General features: G+C 48.0%; 16 protein-coding genes. 14 read left to right on the forward strand and 2 right to left on the reverse strand.

Features of this window, described 5'->3' with window-relative positions:
- Positions 1 to 180 precede the first annotated feature (180 nt).
- From VLX91_04360 to VLX91_04375, 4 genes are read left to right on the forward strand one after another with little or no spacing between them, the layout of a single operon-like run.
- The gene (locus VLX91_04360; GenBank protein HUI29429.1) at positions 181 to 891 is read left to right on the forward strand and encodes a hypothetical protein; all 711 of its coding nucleotides are present in this window, start codon (positions 181 to 183) and stop codon (positions 889 to 891) included.
- A gap of 16 nt (positions 892 to 907) precedes the next feature.
- Complete coding sequence (locus VLX91_04365; protein ID HUI29430.1) at positions 908 to 1717, forward strand: 4Fe-4S dicluster domain-containing protein; 810 nt, start codon at positions 908 to 910, stop codon at positions 1715 to 1717.
- Positions 1659 to 2939, forward strand: a complete 1281-nt coding sequence (hybB, locus tag VLX91_04370) for a Ni/Fe-hydrogenase cytochrome b subunit (protein HUI29431.1) — start codon at positions 1659 to 1661, stop codon at positions 2937 to 2939. Before VLX91_04365 ends, hybB begins: the two co-directional genes overlap by 59 nt.
- Positions 2940 to 2954: 15 nt before the next feature.
- Positions 2955 to 3803, forward strand: a complete 849-nt coding sequence (locus VLX91_04375; GenBank protein ID HUI29432.1) for a hypothetical protein — start codon at positions 2955 to 2957, stop codon at positions 3801 to 3803.
- Between the two features lie 48 nt (positions 3804 to 3851).
- Here VLX91_04375 and VLX91_04380 read toward each other — a convergent pair whose 3' ends face one another.
- The gene (locus VLX91_04380; protein HUI29433.1) at positions 3852 to 4055 is read right to left on the reverse strand and encodes a hypothetical protein; all 204 of its coding nucleotides are present in this window, start codon (positions 4053 to 4055) and stop codon (positions 3852 to 3854) included.
- A 7-nt stretch (positions 4056 to 4062) separates the two neighbouring features.
- Here VLX91_04380 and VLX91_04385 point away from each other — a divergent pair, with 7 nt between their 5' ends.
- From VLX91_04385 to VLX91_04395, 3 genes are read left to right on the forward strand one after another with little or no spacing between them, the layout of a single operon-like run.
- Positions 4063 to 5604, forward strand: a complete 1542-nt coding sequence (locus VLX91_04385) for an ATP-binding protein (protein ID HUI29434.1) — start codon at positions 4063 to 4065, stop codon at positions 5602 to 5604.
- A gap of 8 nt (positions 5605 to 5612) precedes the next feature.
- Positions 5613 to 6977: a sigma-54 dependent transcriptional regulator gene (locus VLX91_04390; GenBank protein ID HUI29435.1), complete on the forward strand. Its 1365-nt coding sequence runs from the start codon at positions 5613 to 5615 to the stop codon at positions 6975 to 6977.
- Between the two features lie 57 nt (positions 6978 to 7034).
- Positions 7035 to 7643, forward strand: a complete 609-nt coding sequence (locus VLX91_04395) for a hypothetical protein (GenBank protein ID HUI29436.1) — start codon at positions 7035 to 7037, stop codon at positions 7641 to 7643.
- Positions 7644 to 7678: 35 nt separating this feature from the next.
- On the opposite strand, the gene VLX91_04400 is transcribed toward VLX91_04395, so the two are convergent.
- Positions 7679 to 8161, reverse strand: coding sequence for a GNAT family N-acetyltransferase (locus tag VLX91_04400; protein HUI29437.1), 483 nt, complete (start codon positions 8159 to 8161; stop codon positions 7679 to 7681).
- 121 nt (positions 8162 to 8282) lie between these two features.
- Here VLX91_04400 and VLX91_04405 point away from each other — a divergent pair, with 121 nt between their 5' ends.
- From VLX91_04405 to VLX91_04435, 7 genes are all read left to right on the forward strand, one after another.
- Entirely contained in the window at positions 8283 to 10673 is a 2391-nt protein-coding gene (locus tag VLX91_04405) for a DNA internalization-related competence protein ComEC/Rec2 (protein HUI29438.1), read from the forward strand.
- A 329-nt stretch (positions 10674 to 11002) separates the two neighbouring features.
- Entirely contained in the window at positions 11003 to 11785 is a 783-nt protein-coding gene (locus VLX91_04410; GenBank protein HUI29439.1) for an isoprenyl transferase, read from the forward strand.
- Positions 11786 to 11897: 112 nt separating this feature from the next.
- The gene (gene bamA / locus VLX91_04415) at positions 11898 to 14270 is read left to right on the forward strand and encodes an outer membrane protein assembly factor BamA (protein ID HUI29440.1); all 2373 of its coding nucleotides are present in this window, start codon (positions 11898 to 11900) and stop codon (positions 14268 to 14270) included.
- 46 nt (positions 14271 to 14316) lie between these two features.
- The gene (locus tag VLX91_04420) at positions 14317 to 14868 is read left to right on the forward strand and encodes an OmpH family outer membrane protein (GenBank protein ID HUI29441.1); all 552 of its coding nucleotides are present in this window, start codon (positions 14317 to 14319) and stop codon (positions 14866 to 14868) included.
- 6 nt (positions 14869 to 14874) lie between these two features.
- The gene (locus tag VLX91_04425) at positions 14875 to 15474 is read left to right on the forward strand and encodes an OmpH family outer membrane protein (protein HUI29442.1); all 600 of its coding nucleotides are present in this window, start codon (positions 14875 to 14877) and stop codon (positions 15472 to 15474) included.
- On the forward strand, positions 15474 to 16520 hold the full coding sequence (gene lpxD, locus VLX91_04430) for a UDP-3-O-(3-hydroxymyristoyl)glucosamine N-acyltransferase (protein HUI29443.1): 1047 nt from the start codon (positions 15474 to 15476) through the stop codon (positions 16518 to 16520). The genes VLX91_04425 and lpxD overlap by 1 nt, the downstream gene beginning before the upstream one ends.
- Positions 16521 to 16608: 88 nt before the next feature.
- Positions 16609 to 18021, forward strand: coding sequence for a bifunctional UDP-3-O-[3-hydroxymyristoyl] N-acetylglucosamine deacetylase/3-hydroxyacyl-ACP dehydratase (locus tag VLX91_04435; GenBank protein HUI29444.1), 1413 nt, complete (start codon positions 16609 to 16611; stop codon positions 18019 to 18021).
- The last annotated feature ends 29 nt before the right edge of the window (positions 18022 to 18050 follow it).

Below are 18050 nucleotides of genomic sequence, written 5' to 3' on the forward strand. Positions count from 1 at the left end.
CCGATCGCTCGTGGCGGGAGAATCTTGATCGAGCTGTCTTTTACAATCTGGTAAGTCATATGAAATCAATCGATTATGGTGGAAGAAATTTCGTGGAACAGCGTATTTCGGTATAGCAATTGCAAAATATTCAGTGAAAATATTCTCGTGTAATACGGAAATTGAAAATGGAGGTTTAAGATGGTTGCGATATTTGTAGTAGCGACGATAATCGTGTTTCTTATTATCGATTATTTCGTGCAGCGTGCGGAAAAACATAAAGTGGTACAAACTTCGTCGGCGACGGTCAAGGCCCGGTTTATCATTCCCAAAGGGTATTTCTTCGGAAGAGGACATACGTGGATCGAAATCTTATCGAACAGCCTGGCGAGGATCGGACTCGACGATTTTTCCCAGAAGATTATCGGGCGAATTGATGAGGTCGCTTTCATTCCGACGGGCAAGGAAGTCATGAAAGGTGACAGACTCTTCGCAGTGCAACAGGGGAGTAACGCCCTCTGGTTCCGTGCGCCTATTTCGGGAAAGGTTGTTTCATTCAATGATGAGCTTACACACTCGCCTGACGTCGTCAGGAAGAAACCTTACTCTGATGGCTGGGTTGCTATAATAGAACCGGCAAACCTTGAAAAGGAAACAAAGCTTCTTTCGATGGGAGAAGAGGCAGCACAATGGCTTAAGGAAGAAATCAAAAGATTCAGAAATTTCATAACGGCGCAGGGAACCACCAATGCGTCGTCCGGTCTTCCGGCATTGGCTGCAACAGCGGCCGCCCGAACCGGAGCGACATTATTGGATGGCGGAATTCCTGTTGAAGGTGTCATGGAACATTCATCGAAGGAAACATGGCAGAAATTCGAAAACGATTTTCTGACAAACGGTGATGCAAAGTAGAGTAATGGAGCATGAGATGCAAAAGCAATTTGGAATTTTGGTCGATACGACGCAATGTATAGGGTGTATGGCGTGCGAAGATGCATGTGCCGACAAATGGGGTTTCCCTCATACCGACGTGCACGAGCTTTCCTGCAACAAAAACACCGTGGTACAGCAGTGGGGCGATACTTATGTACCGAGGCTCTGTATGCACTGCGAAAATCCCGCATGCGCATCGGTCTGTCCGGTAGGTGCCTTGCACAAAACGGCGGACGGCCCTGTGGTTTATGACGAAAGCAAATGCATCGGTTGCCGCTATTGCATGCAGGCATGTCCGTTCCAGGTCCCGAAGTACCAATGGAACATGCCGAATCCGAAAGTGACGAAGTGTAACATGTGCTACGATAGAGTTGAAGCGGGCAAGCAACCAGCATGCGTCGAAGCATGTCCGGCGCAGGCGAGGATTTTCGGATACCGTGACGACTTAATGGAGGCAGCGAGGCAAAAAATAAAAAGCAATCCTCAAACCTACGTCCAGCATATTTTCGGGGAAACCGAAGTCGGCGGCACCTCGACGATTTATCTCGGCAGCGTTGATTTTGCGAAACTGGGATTCAGAACGGATCTTCCGCAAATTCAACTCCCGCAATATACATGGAATATCATGTCGAAGATACCGGATTACTTTGTCTGGGGAACGACATTGATGACGGGATTCTGGTGGCTGACTAATCGAAAAAAGAAAGTCGCGGAATATGAAGCCAGGTTAAAACGTGAGGGATCAAATGGCAACGATAAAGACGATGGGCGGAATGCCGATGGAGGTCGAGATGGACACGAGTAAGTTTTCTTACACAATTTCAAATTGGTTTAAACACTTTACTTTTTGGAAATGTGTCTTTCTAGTTCTGGTAATTGTGGGTTTGTATTCCACGGCGATAAGGTTCGCATTTGGACTTGGTGCCGCAACGAATCTGAACGATAATTTCCCATGGGGATTGTGGATCGGATTCGATGTGCTTTGCGGAGTCGGGCTTGCCGCCGGCGGATTTGTCATCGCGGCATCGGTTTATATTTTCCATCTCGACGACTACAAAGCATTGATAAGACCAGCTGTCTTGACTGCGTTTCTCGGATATGTTCTCGTCGTGTTTGCCCTTCTTTTCGATCTCGGACGGCCGTGGAATATCTGGCATCCGCTCGTGATGTGGAATCCGCATTCGGTGATGTTTGAAGTGGCGTGGTGCGTAATGCTCTATACTGCCGTCCTTGCGCTGGAGTTCAGCCCGATCGTACTGGAGAAGTTCAAATTGGAAAAAGCACAACGGGCCGTCCACTCGATAATTATTCCGCTGGTGATCTTGGGCGTGATGCTGTCAACACTTCATCAATCATCGCTCGGCTCGATGTATCTGATTACTCCCGAGAAAACCTATCCGCTATGGTACTCTGGAAATCTTCCGTTTCTTTTCTTCCTGAGCGCCGTAGCCGTCGGCCCGGCGATGGTCATAATAGAATCTTTTCTGAGCTCGCGCGCATTTCATCGCGAGATCGAACTGCCGCTCTTGTCTCGTCTCGGAAAAGTATCGGCGGTTGCGTTGGCAGTATATCTGGTTTTAAAAATGGAAGACGTCGTAAACTATAATCTTGTTTCGCATTTGCTTACCTCTAATCTCGAAGGAATACTCTATTGGATTGAGATCGTGATCGGCGCGCTCCTTCCTATGATCCTTTTGATTGTTCCAAAAGTCAGGACGAGCAAACGCGGTTTGTTCGGTAGTGCAATCCTGGTAGTGACCGGATTTGTTTTGAACAGGATGGATGTCAGCATTACTTCTCTGGAGCGGTACTATGGCACAAACTATTTCCCCAGCTGGATGGAGATCTCCGTGACAATGATGATAGTCGCACTCGGTTTTGGTGCGTTTGCGTGGGCAGCAAAGAATCTCGCCGTTTTTCCGAAGGAAGATAAGGTCAGAGTTCATGATGAAGGTTGCGAGGTGGTTATAGTCGATGCTCCTTCGAAACCCATCCCGGTCTTTGTAGAAACAAAAGCAAAATATTAAGCAGAGAGGTGTATTATGTCCGAAAAATCGGCTGGACAGGATCTCAAATCTATGAATCGTGTGATTCCCGAAGGCGAATCAAGCTGTATTTGGGTAGATGCCGGAGTCGTCTCTTATAGGCTGTGTGATCGCAATTTCGAATGCGAGGATTGCCCGTTTGATCAAGTGATGCGGCGGGAGTCTCGTCGAGACTCCAATGTCTCAATATCTGCTAAAGATTGGTCGAGTGAAAAGAAACACTTCGACCAATCTTTCACCGGGCACGAGACTATTGCCGATCTGGTGAAAAAATTCTTTTCTGTTTCCGCTGCGTGCGAACTTCCAAGCAGGCGCTTTTATTCCAGGAATCATGTTTGGGCAAAAAAGATCGATGACGGCTGTTATCGAATCGGTTTAGACGAGTACGCCGCTTCGCTTCTTCGTGATACTTGGAGCGTAATACTTCCGCAAACTGGAACAGTGTCCAGGCGCAATGCACCATTATCATGGGCCATTCTTGAAGATGGCACTATAATGGTACGTTCTCCGCTGAACGGAAAGGTATCGATGAGCAATTTGCATTTGAAGGAGTCTCCTTCTCTGATCGTCTCCGACCCGTACGAATCGGGCTGGATTTGTGAAATCGCCGGCGTGGAGGACAAAGCGGTAGGATCAAATTCCTTCGACGAAGCGGCGGGAAAAAAATTCTACGACAATCAATTTGCCGAGCTGGAGAAAACAATCGTATCCGAACTTGAGCGGAAGCCTGAGCTCGTCGGGGCTACGATGATGGACGGCGGAACGAGACCGAAGACTCTGAAAGATCTGCTTGGCCCTCAAAAGTATCTTTCCATTTTGAAATCGCTCTTGTCGATGGACCTGTAATTTCTGATAGCGGAATTCTGCCTCGTTGATTGATACTTCCGCGTCTTTTTATTCTTTCATGCCTTCGCCAAGCCAAACATAATCGCATTTCACATCAATTTCACACAATTCGACTAGCCTTCTGTCGTCTTTCTCGGCATAAGGATTGTTGAAATTTCTAACAAGGATAATGATGCGAATTACAAGATTCTTGGCCTTCAGACTGGTCGTTATCGTGTTGCTCGTGATGCTTGCTTCAACTGCAATCTTCACAAGCTTAATGCTTAAATGGCATTCGGAAAAATATCTTAGCGTCAATAAGGACTGGGCTTTGCGAACGAGCGACCTGATAAAGAGATCGACTCACTACAGCATGTTGGAAAACAGGCGTGAGGATATCTACCAGACTATCAATACTCTCGGATCGGAGCCGGGCATAGAAGCAATTCGCATTTACAATAAGAAAGGTGAGATTACCTTTTCAACCGTGAGCGGGGAAACGGGAAAACATGTAAACACCGGTGCCGAAGCGTGCAACGTCTGTCACCAACCTGGAAAACCGTTGCCGTCAGATACCTCAAGCGGTCTAACAAGAATTTTCCTTTCCCAGAAAGGCTACCGCGTTCTTGGAGTGATCACACCTATAAAAAACGAACCGAGTTGTTACAATACGGATTGCCACGAACATGCTGCGTCTCAAACCGTTCTGGGTGTCCTCGATGTTATGCTGCCGCTCAAGGAAATGGACGCGAGCCTTTCCCAGCTTCGAGGAGCAACTTATCTGACATCTGCGCTGATGGTCGCAGGCGTTACGGTTTTTGCGGGGATATTTATCTGGATAATGGTGAACGTGCCGGTAAGGAAATTGATTCGCGGGACGGATGAAGTCACCAAGGGAAACCTCGGATACCGGATCATGGTACGCTCTCATGATGAGATCGGAGACCTTGCGGCTTCATTCAACAAAATGACCGAGGAACTCAGGAGAGCGAGGGACGAACTGACCAGGTGGGGACAAACGCTCGAAGAAAAGGTCGAACAGAAGACCGAGGACTTGAGAAGGGCATTATCCAACATGGTACAGATGGAGAAAATGGCTTCGCTGGGAAAGCTGTCCGCAAGTGTGGCGCACGAGCTGAACAATCCTCTTGCTGGAATCTTAGCATACGCAAAACTCTTGCGCAAGAAAATATCCAAACAGGATTTTTCTCCGGAAAACCTGAAAGAGATCGACGATGAGCTGAAGATGATCGCAGACGAAACTGCGAGGTGCGGAAATATCGTGACAAACCTGCTCCTGTTTTCGAGACAGAAAGTCGGTGAATTCCGTCCTCAGAACCTCGCTCTGGTTATTGAACAAAGCGTTAGACTCATTGCGCATCATTTGGCCATGAATGATGTCAAGTGTGAGGTCAAGCTTCCCGGTGAGCCTATTGAAATCAATTGCGATCCTCAGCAAATTGAACAGGCCATGATAGCCCTTGAGATAAATGCGATCGAGGCAATGCCGGAAGGAGGCAATCTGAGGATAGAGCTGCAGAGAGTTGCAAACTTAAATGCCGCACAAATTAGAGTTGAAGATACAGGCATCGGAATCAGCGAAGAAGATATTGATCATATTTTCGAGCCGTTCTATACGACCAAGATAGACGGAAAAGGCACGGGTCTCGGCCTGGCGGTCGTGCACGGAATCGTAGAGGGCCACAACGGCAGGATAGAAGTATCGTCGAAGGTACACTGTGGGACTACGTTCACGATCACTTTTCCAATAGGTCCGAATGCTTCTTCGGAGAAGGAATTTGCAAATTCACAAAAGAGTTGAAAATAAGTATGGCGAACATTAATAGATCGGAGCAAGCGAGTGTTCTCATTGTCGATGATGAGCTTTCAGTTAGGGACTCATTGACAAAGTGGTTCATTGAAGACGGCTACCGCGTCGGTGCGGCGGAGAACGCGAATAAGGCGCTGAATCTCATGAACGATGGACCATGGGATGTAGTGCTTCTAGACATAAAGATGCCGGGCATGGACGGGCTTGAACTGCAAAAGAGATTGAAGGAGATCGACAAGACTTCGGCAATCATCATGGTCACCGCTTTTGCTGCGGTTGACAGTGCGGTGCAGGCTTTGAAAGAAGGAGCGTTCGACTACATAACAAAGCCCGTTGATCCGGAGCATCTGTCCCATCTCGTGCGAAACGCACTCAGGACAAAGAAATTGTCGGATGAAAATTGGCGGCTGCGCCAGCAAATGTCGGAACTTTCGGGCGTCGAGGAAATCATCGGAGAAAGCCAGCAGATAAAAAAAGTGATCGAGCTTGCAAAGACTGTAGCGCAGACAGATACAACCGTAATGATCCGGGGCGAGAGCGGCACGGGCAAGGAATTGATCGCACGAACCATCCATGCGAACAGCACGCGAAAATTTTTCCCGATTATTACAGTCAACTGCGGTGCGGTGCCGGAAACCTTGTTGGAGAGTGAGCTATTCGGCCACGAGAAAGGAGCTTTTACCGGCGCGCAATACAGACGTAAGGGTAAGTTTGAAATGGCCGATGGCGGCACAATTTTTTTGGACGAGATAGGAACGATCAGTCAGAAAATGCAGGTGCAGCTTCTGAGGGTGCTGGAGACAAGGCAATTCACGCGTGTCGGCGGGAATGATTTGATCTCAAGTGATTTTAGAGTAGTCTGCGCGACAAATCGTGACCTCGAGGCGGCAATCGCGGAAGGAAATTTCAGGGAAGATCTGTATTACCGCTTGAACGTGTTCACCATATTCATTCCGCCTCTCAGGGAAAGACGGGTTGACATCCCACCGATGGTGAATCACTTCATGAAAAAATATGCTGCTTCTATGAACAAGGCCATGCTCGAAGTCGATCCGGAAGCGATGGATATTTTGATTCGCAACAAATGGCAGGGGAATGTACGCGAGCTTGAGAACGTCATCGAGCGTGCGATGGTCCTGGCAAAACCGCCATCTGTCAAGGCATCCGACTTGCCCTTCCAGCTTTCACAGATTCAAGATGAAAACGGCACGGGCGAAGATTCGCTCATGAGCATGGAAAAAATTCATATCGCAAGAATTCTCAACAAATATGGATGGAACATCACGCGAGCGGCGGAAGCCCTCGACATAGACCGGGTCACGCTTTACAACAAAATTGCTAAATACGGTTTGAAGAAACCCTGAAAGCTGTGACTTACTTCAGAAGTGAGTCATAGCAAGTTTCGCCTAACTGCTCGAATAATGTCATCCATACTCCTTGTTGCAATCGCACCAGTAGATGTTTCTGTATTGTCCCCGCTTACCGAATCAATCGGGAAAACTTTTGAAGCGCGCGTTGATGTAATTCAATCCCCGCCGTTAGACGGTTCATTTGCATTTAATCTTTCACGGAACCAGTATAACTCTACTTCAATTCTGTCCGCGTTGCTAGAAAAGTCTGCCGAATGGATCCGTCCGGCAGATTTTTCTAATGGTCCGCCCTCCGTCCCTGCTGAACGAGACTTCACCAGGATGAGGTCGGGAGGCAAGATCCTAGGAGTTACCGATGGAGATATCTTCGTACCGGTTCTTACTTATGTTTTCGGAGAGGCGCAGTTTGATGGGAAGGCTGCCGTTGTTTCATCGCACCGGCTCAGAGAGGAATTTTACGGACTCCAGCCCGATAAGATCGTCTTCATGTCCCGACTGGCCAAGGAGGCAATCCACGAACTCGGTCACACTTTCGGACTGATCCATTGCGGCAACTATTTATGCGTCATGCACTCGTCAACGGGCGTTGAAGAAGTCGACGTGAAGACGGACAGGTTTTGCGACGAATGCAGAAAGAAGCTGATTGCTCATGGCTGGTAGCATGAAATATTTCACATTTTGAACCGCAGATAAATTCATAAGATCAATTCCCAGTATCCAACGTCAATCCATTTATTAAATTTGTATCCGACCTCTTTGAAGTGTGCCACTTTCTTGAACCCGAATTTTTCATTGAGCGCGATACTTGCCGGGTTTGGAAGTGCGATCCCGCTTATTACGGCATGGAATGATTTTTCTTTCAGTATCCTGAGAAGTTCTTTCTTCAGCTGCGAGCCGATTCCCTTTCCGATGAATCGAGAGTCAATATATGTTCCTGTTTCCACCGATTTCCGGTACGCCGCACGGTCTCTCCAAGTTCTCCCGTAAGTATAACCGACCACTTTTCCATCGATTTCGTAAACAAGCCATGGATAATTCTGCATCGCGGTTTTGATGCGTCCCATCATCTCATCCAGCGGTACGGGAATCTCTTCGAATGTGACAGAAGTGTTCTTTACATACTCATTATAAATGTCGCAAATGGCCTGCGCGTCGGACAAGCCCACTATTCGTATCATGGTTGCTCCGTAATATTATTTACACAACAAAATAACGACCGGGGGAAGAAATGAAAAGGGTTCGAATTGTATTGAATCGCACAACCGTTTGTGTTTAATTAAAGATGGTCAGGGTTGAAAAGTGAAAAGCCAGCCTGCTTTCAAAGCCGCACTCCTCGCCGCAGGAGGTATCGTCATAGGGAGACAATTTTATGTCTATTCCTACGTCTTTCTTGCAGCTGCGATTTGTATGACGGTCGCCGCATCGTCATGGCTCATCCTGAAAAAGGGAAGGATATCTCCGGTAATCTCCGGTCTCATCTATTCCGCGCTTCTCCTCTCTTTTGCCTTTTACATAAGCGTATCGTCATTGTCGCCAGCCATCCTTGCGAATTTTGCCGGCTTCACCGGCACTGTTGATGAGACTCCGCGCGGTGCGCCTGCTTATTCAGTGATGCTCAATGACTGCCGCGGATACGATAAAAAATGGTACAGGATCGCTGGTGATCTCATTGTTTCCTCCTCTTTCGAATTGAATTTGTCCGTCGGAGATAGGGTGGCGATCATCGGGAAAACGACCCCTCTTTCGAGCGCGAGAAACCCGGGGGATTACGATTGGAAATCATTTTACGAATTGAACGGAATTGCGGGGAGGATATTTGTGGAGGGCAAAAGAGATATCCTGCTGGTGTACCATGATACGAAGTTCAATTTTCTTAGGGATGTCATAGTACCGACGAGAGATTTTTTGCGCTCCAAGATCTCGGAGTTCATGCGAGGCGATGAAGCGGAGCTTGCAAAGGCCATGATCTTAGGCGAACGCCGTGGAATCAACGGGGAAATCGACGAGCAGTTTGTCAATACCGGTACGATTCATATCCTGGCGGTTTCGGGATTACATATCGGTTTTCTGACGGGGATGCTGATGATAATGGCGGCTCTTCTGAGAATTCCGAGGAGAATGCGGTTTTTTGCGATGGCTCCGATTTTGATCTTATACGCCTTTGTTGTCGGTTTGATGCCGAGCATAACACGCGCCGTCATCATGGCTTTGGTTGTTCTGTTCGGACTTTTCTTGCAGAGGAAACCGCAGATACTAAACTCCCTGGGATTTGCCGCGCTTGTTATTTTGGCTCTTAACCCATCGCAACTTTTCACGCCGGGGTTTCAATTGTCGTTCGCAGCGGTGATGTCGATCGCCTTCTTACACCAGAAAATTCTTGCGATGGTCCACAGAAGCTATCCAGCTTTAGAAGAACGTACCCTTCTAAATTCGATTGTTTCCCTTTCATTGTTAACGGTTGCCGCGACCCTCGGAACTGTTCCGCTTACCGTATATTACTTCAACAGGATCTCTCTCGTTAGTGTTATTGCCAATTTGTGCATAGTCCCGCTTGCAGGGATTTTTGCAACCATGACGTTCACCTCTATCGGCATGAGCGTGCTGTCGTCGTGGCTCGGCGGGATTTTCGGTGCCGCATCCCAATTGACCGGTTTTGTAATTCTCAAAATCAACTCGCTTCTCGGTTCGTCGAACTTCAGCAGCATGACGATTTCCGATTCCGGCTGGGTCTTTGCAGCTCTCTTTTATTTATGGCTTATTGCAGTAATTGCATTCCCCATGGCAAGTTCTTCGTCCGCTCAAAACTACCTCCGGAAAAAAATCATCTTTGCGATTCTTCTCGGTGCAAATTTCGTCCTCTACGGGGGATTTATGGGGCATCGAAAATCGGATACGAAATTGTACGTGCTGGATGTCGGCCAGGGTGATGCGATATATGTTGAGCTTCCGGATGGGAAGAACATGCTTGTGGATGCAGGGTTTAAGTTTAGAAATTATGATGTCGGTGAACGCATAGTGGTTCCTTTTCTACAGCGTCACGGTGTCCGAGAGTTGAACTATTTTGTGACAACACATTTGCACAGCGACCATATCGGCGGTGCAGCATCAATAATAGAAAAGTTTAAAATTGACAGCTTCATCTACCCTGATCAATCATCAAACTCGCAAGTGTGGCTGAATACTATGGCACATGTGAAGGCATTCAAAATTCCTGCAAGGATCGCGTCTGCAGGGATGATTTTAGATTCTTCTCCAACATGCAGAGTCTACGTACTGCATCCGAATCCAAAATATGTCGGCGAAGGCGGCCTCGCTTTTAAGACGAGACTGAACGATGGCTCGATAGTTCTGAAGGTGTGCATCGGAGGAAAGAGTTTTCTTCTTGCAGGAGACGCTGAAAAGCGTGTCGAGCATGATCTGGTAAAGATTTACGGACCATTTTTGTCCTCTGATGTTTATAAGGCGGGACACCATGGAAGCAACACGAGTTCGTCGGCGGAATTTCTGCAAACCGTTCACCCGGCTTATGCTGCAATTTCTGTAGGGATGAACAACAAATTCGGTCATCCATCTCCGGAAGTCATAGAAGAAATGAAGAGGGAGAATATCAAGATCTGGCGGACCGATTCAATGGGTGGAGCTTTCTTCGACGTCACCCCTGACACTGTGAGGCTTGTTCAGTGGAGATGAGTTGGCGGACAAAGGATAACGTGATGGAACAGTGATCGCTCATCAGATTATGGTGCCCGGGGCTAATCATGTAAGCATCCCTCGACTCCTTCGGAAGTAGTTTACGTTACAGTGATCATTTTTTCCATCGAGATGCTCAAGATTTTTTGTTTTTGCGGCGCAGAAGTCTTGTCGCGGTGCGAGCCAGACATGTTTCACACCTCGCAACGTACGCAGCGCCCCGTAACTTTCGAAAAAATTGAACGTTATGTCGCTGGCGAGCGGTTCGCAACCTTGATTTTTACTCTATGCAGGTTTAAATTTTACAGCAAAAAAATAAGGCGGAAAGTTTGATCACCCAGAGCTCCGATGACAAAAACCTGCAGGACGAGTTAAAAAATACCGGAAGCATTCCCGAACACATCGCCATTATCATGGATGGCAACGGCAGGTGGGCCAAGCAGCGGTCGCTTCCTCGAGTCGCCGGTCATCGAGAAGGCGTAGCTTCGGTTCGAGACATAGTCGAGGCATGCGGACAATTAGGAGTGAAACATCTTACGCTTTACGCATTCTCGACGGAGAACTGGAAACGGCCGGAGCAGGAAGTCTCGACATTGATGAGGCTTCTCGTCAAGGCGCTGAGGGATGAGACAGACAAGCTTCACGAGAACAACGTCCGGCTTACCGCCATAGGCGACCTTGAGTCGCTCCCTCTCATTGTCCAGAATGAACTGAATGACGCGTTGGAAAAAACGAAACGAAATACCGGATTGAATTTGAATCTCGCACTGAGTTATTCCGGCAGATGGGAGATAACGGAAGCGGTCAAGAGAATGATTGCCGACGCTATTGACAGGAAAATTTCTATTGACGATGTAAGTGAGTCCGTTATATCAAATTATCTCAGCACTTCGAGGATGCCAGATCCGGACCTGCTTATAAGAACAAGCGGCGAATTCCGATTGAGTAATTTTCTTCTGTACCAGCTTGCATATACTGAGATATATATATCAAAAGTTTATTGGCCGGAATTTCGAAGAAAACACCTTTACGAGGCGATAAGCGATTTCCAGAAACGTGAACGTCGGTTCGGGCTTGTGAGTGAACAAGTCAAACACCTGCAGACTTTTTAGTGAATTAAGCCGGAAGTATTCTTCAAGCGTGGATAACCTGCGGACCTTTCCTCCGTCTAAAGAAGTGTCGAGTTTCGGTAACAATTTGATTCATGGAGCCTTTTTTCGATAAATGAAAAATATTCTATTAGCGGTCATTATATTTACCGGCATTGCGAATGCTCAAGTTCAGAGTCCGCAGAAGGCAAAGCCTTTGAAAATTCTCGGGATATCGGCTGAGGGAAACAGACTTACTGATGCTGGTGCGATCATCAGATATTCCGGATTGAGGGTCGACGGCGAATTCACACCTGGGGGTGATGAGATACGCCAGGCAATAAAACAACTATGGTCCATCGGGATATTCTCCGACATCCAGGTTCTGATCGACAATCAGGTCGGTGACGGCGTTTATCTCCTCATTCGAGTGAAGGAATACCCCAGGCTGAATGATATCGTGTTGAAGGGGAATGATGAGCTGAGCGAGAAGGACATCAAGGATCAGATAAATCTTGTCAAAGGCCAAATCGTAAACCGACAGGACCTGAGCACCATTGTATATAACATAAAGAAGAAGTACGAGGACAAAGGGTATCTCCTTGCTAAGATAGATCCCGAACTTGTGCCGGTCGCCGATACCGCGGGTGCACCTGTCAATCTCGTCGTAAACGTAGATGAAGGCAAGGAAGTCAAGATCGAATCGATAACCTTCGGCGGCAACAGAGATTTTGACGACGGCGATCTGCGCGGTGCGATGGATGATACTAAGGAAAAAGTGTGGTGGATGTTCTGGAGGAGCGCGAAGTTTGATCAGAAGAAATACGATGACGACAAAGGGAAAATCCTTGACTTCTATAGAAAGAACGGCTACATAGATGCTTCGATACTCTCCGACTCAATATGGTACAGCCCGGACAAGGAGAATATGTTCATACATATTAACGTCGACGAAGGAAAGAAATATTACATCAGGCATATTACGTGGGAAGGGAATACAAAGTACCCATCTAGCATTCTGGATGAGCGGCTTGATTTGAAAGAGGGCGACGTCTACGACAAGGAGAAATTCGACGAAAATCTCCGCGGCAACAAAGACCAGACCGATGTCGCGTCCTTATACTTGGACACCGGTTATCTTACGTTCAGTGCCGATCCGGACGAAGTACGTGTTCCGCCGGATTCCGTGGACCTGAAAATAAAATTATACGAGCGGAATCAATTCCGCATCGGCGAGATCATTATTACCGGTAATACTAAGACCCAAGACAAAGTCATTCGTCGCGAGCTTTTTACAGTGCCGGGCGATTACTTTTCGCGTGCAATGATCATAAGAAGCGTAAGGCAGCTTTCGCAGATAAACTATTTTGATCCGGATAAAATTAAGCCTGATTATTACATCGTGAATGACTCCACGGTTAACGTGACTTACGATGTCAAAGAGAAATCGAGCGACACCTTCAATGCCTCGGTCGGTTACAGCCAGGCTTTTGGATTCACCGGTTCACTCGGTTTATCGTTCAACAATTTCGATATAGCTCATCCATTCGAGGGTGGGGCAGGTCAAGCGTTAACCTTTACCTGGCAGTTCGGAGTAAGCACCTACTATAGAACTTTCAGTCTCGGATTTAACGAGCCGTGGTTCATGGATACTCCAACTTCTCTCGGCGTGAACGTGTATGACACCAGACAGATTTACGGAGTTGACTTGAGAATGACGGGTGCCTCAGTGAGCGTCGGACGGAGATTTGATTGGCCCGACAGATATTTTCGTGGCGACTGGATCTTTTCGGGCCAGAAGGTCGATGTGGCAAACGGTGAAGCTTACGGTTACTTGAACGGCGATTACAGCGAATTTACGGCCACGCAGGTGATTTCCAGAAACAGCACCGATAATCCAATTTTCCCGACGATAGGATCGAATCTTTCGTTGACAGATGAAATAGCCGGTCCCCCTGTTCTGCCGGGGCAAATAAATTTTCACAAACACGTTTTCTCCGCAGACTGGTACACGTCGCTGCTCGGGACAAGCAGAGTTGTCCTGTACAGTGGAACAATGTTCGGGGTCGTCGGCGCTATAACAAATCATCCTATAGTTCAGATCAACGACGAATTTTTCATGGGTGGAACGGGGCTCGGCTACATTTCCACGACACCCTTGCGTGGGTACGACGATAGGGCTGTCGGTCCCAAATCCCCTGATACCCCGGGTGGAAATCCGCTTGGCGGGCTGGTCATGTTCAAGCAGACTTTCGAGATGCGTTTCTCTCTGCTGACCGATCCGATCCCGCTGTACTTGCTGTTGTTTGCCGAAGGTGGAAATGTATATAAAGATTTTCACCACACCGACATATTCCAGCTTGCCCGGTCGGCGGGTTTTGGCGCACGCGTTATGATTAATCCGATCGGCATGGTCGGATTCGATTATGGCTACGGTTTTGATTCAGTCGCTCCCAATTCTCCTCCTTCCGGCTGGCATTTCCATTTCCAGTTCGGAAGGGGCTTTTAAAAGCTGAATTTGTTAATTTTATAATCAATAAAGAAAGAGGTTAGAAGTGAAAGAAAAATCGGTTGTTTTGATTTCGGCTGCCGTCATTTTATCGGCACTCGGATTCATGTTTGCAGCATCGCCGAATAGCTCTCAATTGAAAATCGGCTATGTCAATTCCGCAACTATTCTCGATCAAATACCGGAAGCACAAGCGGCTCAAAGGAAGCTCGATGCGCTGATGAAAGCGTGGAGTGATACCGTCAACCAAATGTCGCAACAATATCAGGACAAGGCGGATGCTTATCAGAAACAATCCGCCATGATGACAGATCAAGCGAAACAGGCAGCACAGCAGGACTTGAACACTCTCCAGCAGCAGATTTTACAGTACCGACAGGAGAAAGTGGCGCAGGGCGGCGAACTCGATCAGACCCGCGAGAAGTTGATGAAGCCGATTCGCGATAAGGTTTATAAGGTTATCGCTCAAGTTGCGAAAGAAAAAGGAATGCAGTATGTCCTTGACAAGCGAGACGAATTGGCGATAATACTTTATGCAGACAAGAACTTCGATCTTACTTACGACGTGCTGGGCATTATAAATCGCGAAGGTAATTAAGACTTTATGAAAATTGTAGCTTCTAAAACGTGGATTCTTGCCTGTGCCATGATGGTTTCTTCTGTCGCCTTCGGGCAGCAGAAGATCGGGTGGGTCGATTCTCAAGAAATCATGAAACAGCTGCCGGATGCTGTCGAAGCGCAGGGCAAGCTTGATGCTCTCGTTGCGCAGTGGCAGGGTGAGATCAGCAAACTCCAGACGCAACTGCAACAGGAAGCCGACGATTACCAGAAGAGGCGTCTCATTCTCCCGGAGCAAGCCAGGGTACAGGAAGAGAACAAACTGGCAGACATGCAGAAGAAAGTATCCGATCTGAGAAATCAAAGATTCGGACAGAACGGGGACCTTTTTCAGCAGCAAAATAATATTATGCGGCCGGTTCAGGAAAAAGTAGTGCAGGCGATCCAGGACGTTGCCAAGGAGCAGGGTTATGATTATATCTTTGACAAAAGCGGCCAGGTCCTTTTGATGTATGCGAACGACAAATATGACGTCACTTCGCTTGTTCTCGATAAGTTGAAAATCCCGACGACGAACAAACCCGGTTCCACCACACCAACGCAGCCTACTCCCGTGCCGCAGAATACACAACCCGTCGTACACTGATGAGAGTTTCCGAAATCGCCCGTGAAATCGGAGCTCGCGTCGACGGGAAACCGGATGCTGAAATAATAGGCGTCGGGAAAATTGAAGAAGCAAAAGCCGGCGAAATTACTTTTCTTGCCAATCCGAAGTACGAAAAGTATGTTTCGACTACCTGCGCGACTGCAGTAATTGTCTCGGAAAATTTCAAAACAAATCGAAAAGACATTACGCTGCTCCGCGTGAAGGATCCGTATGTCGCTTTCGTTTTTGCATTAAAAAAACTGGCGCCTTCCCGCGACCTTCTTCCGCCCGGAACGCACCTGGCGGGCCACATATCTTCGAAGGCAAAGTTGGGGAAGGATGTACGGATTGGCGCTTGTGCCATCATATTGGATAATGCGCAGATCGGGGACAGAACAATGATTTTTCCCGGCAGCGTCGTGGGAGAAGATGTGGAAATCGGCGAAGACTCGGTGATTTATTCAAATGTGACTATTTACCAGGGATGCAAAATCGGAAACAGGGCCACGATACATGCCGGTACGGCCATCGGAAGCGACGGTTTTGGATTTGCGCCGAAGGATGATGGCACATACGAAAAAATTCCGCAGCTGGGAATTGTCGTTATCGAAGACGATGTTGAGATCGGGTCGAACTCTTCGATCGACCGTGCCACTTTGGGCGAAACCAGGATTTGCAGGGGCGTTAAGATAGATAACCTGGTACAGGTTGCCCACAACGTCATAATAGGAGAGGATACGGTCATCGCGGCACAAAGCGGAATTTCTGGAAGCACGAAGATCGGCAAGCACTGCATGGTCGGCGGGCAGGTGGGCTTCGCGGGCCACCTTGAGATTGCCGACAACACGAATTTCGGCGCACAGTCAGGAGTGCCGAAATCGATAAAGGAGACCGGAAAAACATATTTGGGTTATCCTGCCAGAGAGCTGCGGGACACCCATCGGATCTGGGCAGCTTCGGAAATGCTTCCAGGGATAATTCGTGAATTCACCAAGCTGCAGCACAAAGTCGAAGAATTGGAAAACAAGATGAAAGGCCGCAGCTGATAAGGATCGCCGTTTTGCTGCGGGCAATGAGTCGTTGGCTGCTAACTAAATTGTTATTGAAACAGAAAAAGAGAGAGTAATATCATAGATGCTTGTTCAACAGCGTACCATTTCAAAAAGCGTTTCTTTTTCCGGAGTGGGTCTTCATACCGGACTCGAATCGACAATCACGTTTCTTCCCGCACCAGAAAATCGCGGAATTGTATTCCGTCGCACGGATGTCGGCGGCAACCCTGAGATTCCTGCGATTGCTGACTACGTGGTCGACGTTTCGCGAGGTACGACCCTCGGCATCGGCGATGTCAAAGTTCATACCGTAGAGCATGTGCTGGCGGCGATCGCGGGCCTTGAGATTGACAACATAGTAATCGAGGTAGATGCGCCCGAGCCGCCTGTGGGCGACGGCAGCTCAAAACCGTTCGTCGATGCGTTGTCGAGCGCTGGATTTACACAGCAGGACGCTCCCAAGGATTATCTCATCATCGACCAGACGGTTGAGTACAAAGATGATAAAAAAGATGTCGACATGGTGGCACTTCCGCTTGACGATTTCAGAATTACTATAATGATCGACTACAAGAATCCCGCACTCGGAAGCCAGCACACCGGCCTATTCTCTCTTGAAGAAGAGTTTGTAAAAGATTTTGCTTCGTCGCGGACTTTCTGCTTCCTGAAGGAAGTCGAGATGCTGCACGAGAACGGCCTCATAAAAGGCGGGAACCTTGACAACGCGATCGTAATAGTTGATGATGACATGACTCCCGAAGAGTTGAAGAGACTCGGGAAGAGACTGGGAATAAACGGATCGATCATTTTAGGATCGACAGGAATTTTGAACGATAAGGCACTGCGGTACAAGAACGAACCGGCTCGTCATAAGCTTCTGGATCTTATCGGTGATCTTGCGCTCGTCGGCGCGCCGATGAAGGCCCAGATACTTGCAGCGCGGCCCGGACATCCGCATAACGTGGAGTTCGCAAAGAAGATTCGAAAACTTTACCAGCAAAAGAAAATAGTAAAGAGGTACCAGTTTACTAAAACCGCAGGCGTAATCTTCGATCTTGAGGCAATAAGGCGAATACTTCCGCATCGTTATCCGTTTTTGCTCGTTGACAAAATCGTCGACTTTAAGCTGGACGAAAAAGTCGTCGGAATAAAAAATATTTCCGCCAACGAGCCTTTTTTTGAAGGGCACTTCCCGTCCAGGCCTATCATGCCGGGGGTCCTTATAGTGGAAGCCATGGCACAGACCGGCGGTATTCTTCTCCTGAACGGGTTGGAAAATCCCGACGGCAAATTGGTCTATTTCATGGCTCTGAACAATGTGAAGTTTAGAAGAACAGTCGTGCCGGGCGATCAACTGGTAATGCAGGTCGAGATGATTTCCCGCAGGAGCAAGATGGCGGTATTGGCGGGGAAGGCTTTTGTAGACGGCACTCTTGTGGCCGAGGCTGAAATGACCGCGGCAATAGTCGATGCGAACAGCAATGGCTCCAATTGAGTTCGCCAACAGATCGGGTTTGGAAAACC

It is taken from the genome of Candidatus Acidiferrales bacterium, assembly GCA_035515795.1.
Lineage (GTDB): Bacteria > Bacteroidota > Ignavibacteria > Kryptoniales > JAKASW01 > JAKASW01.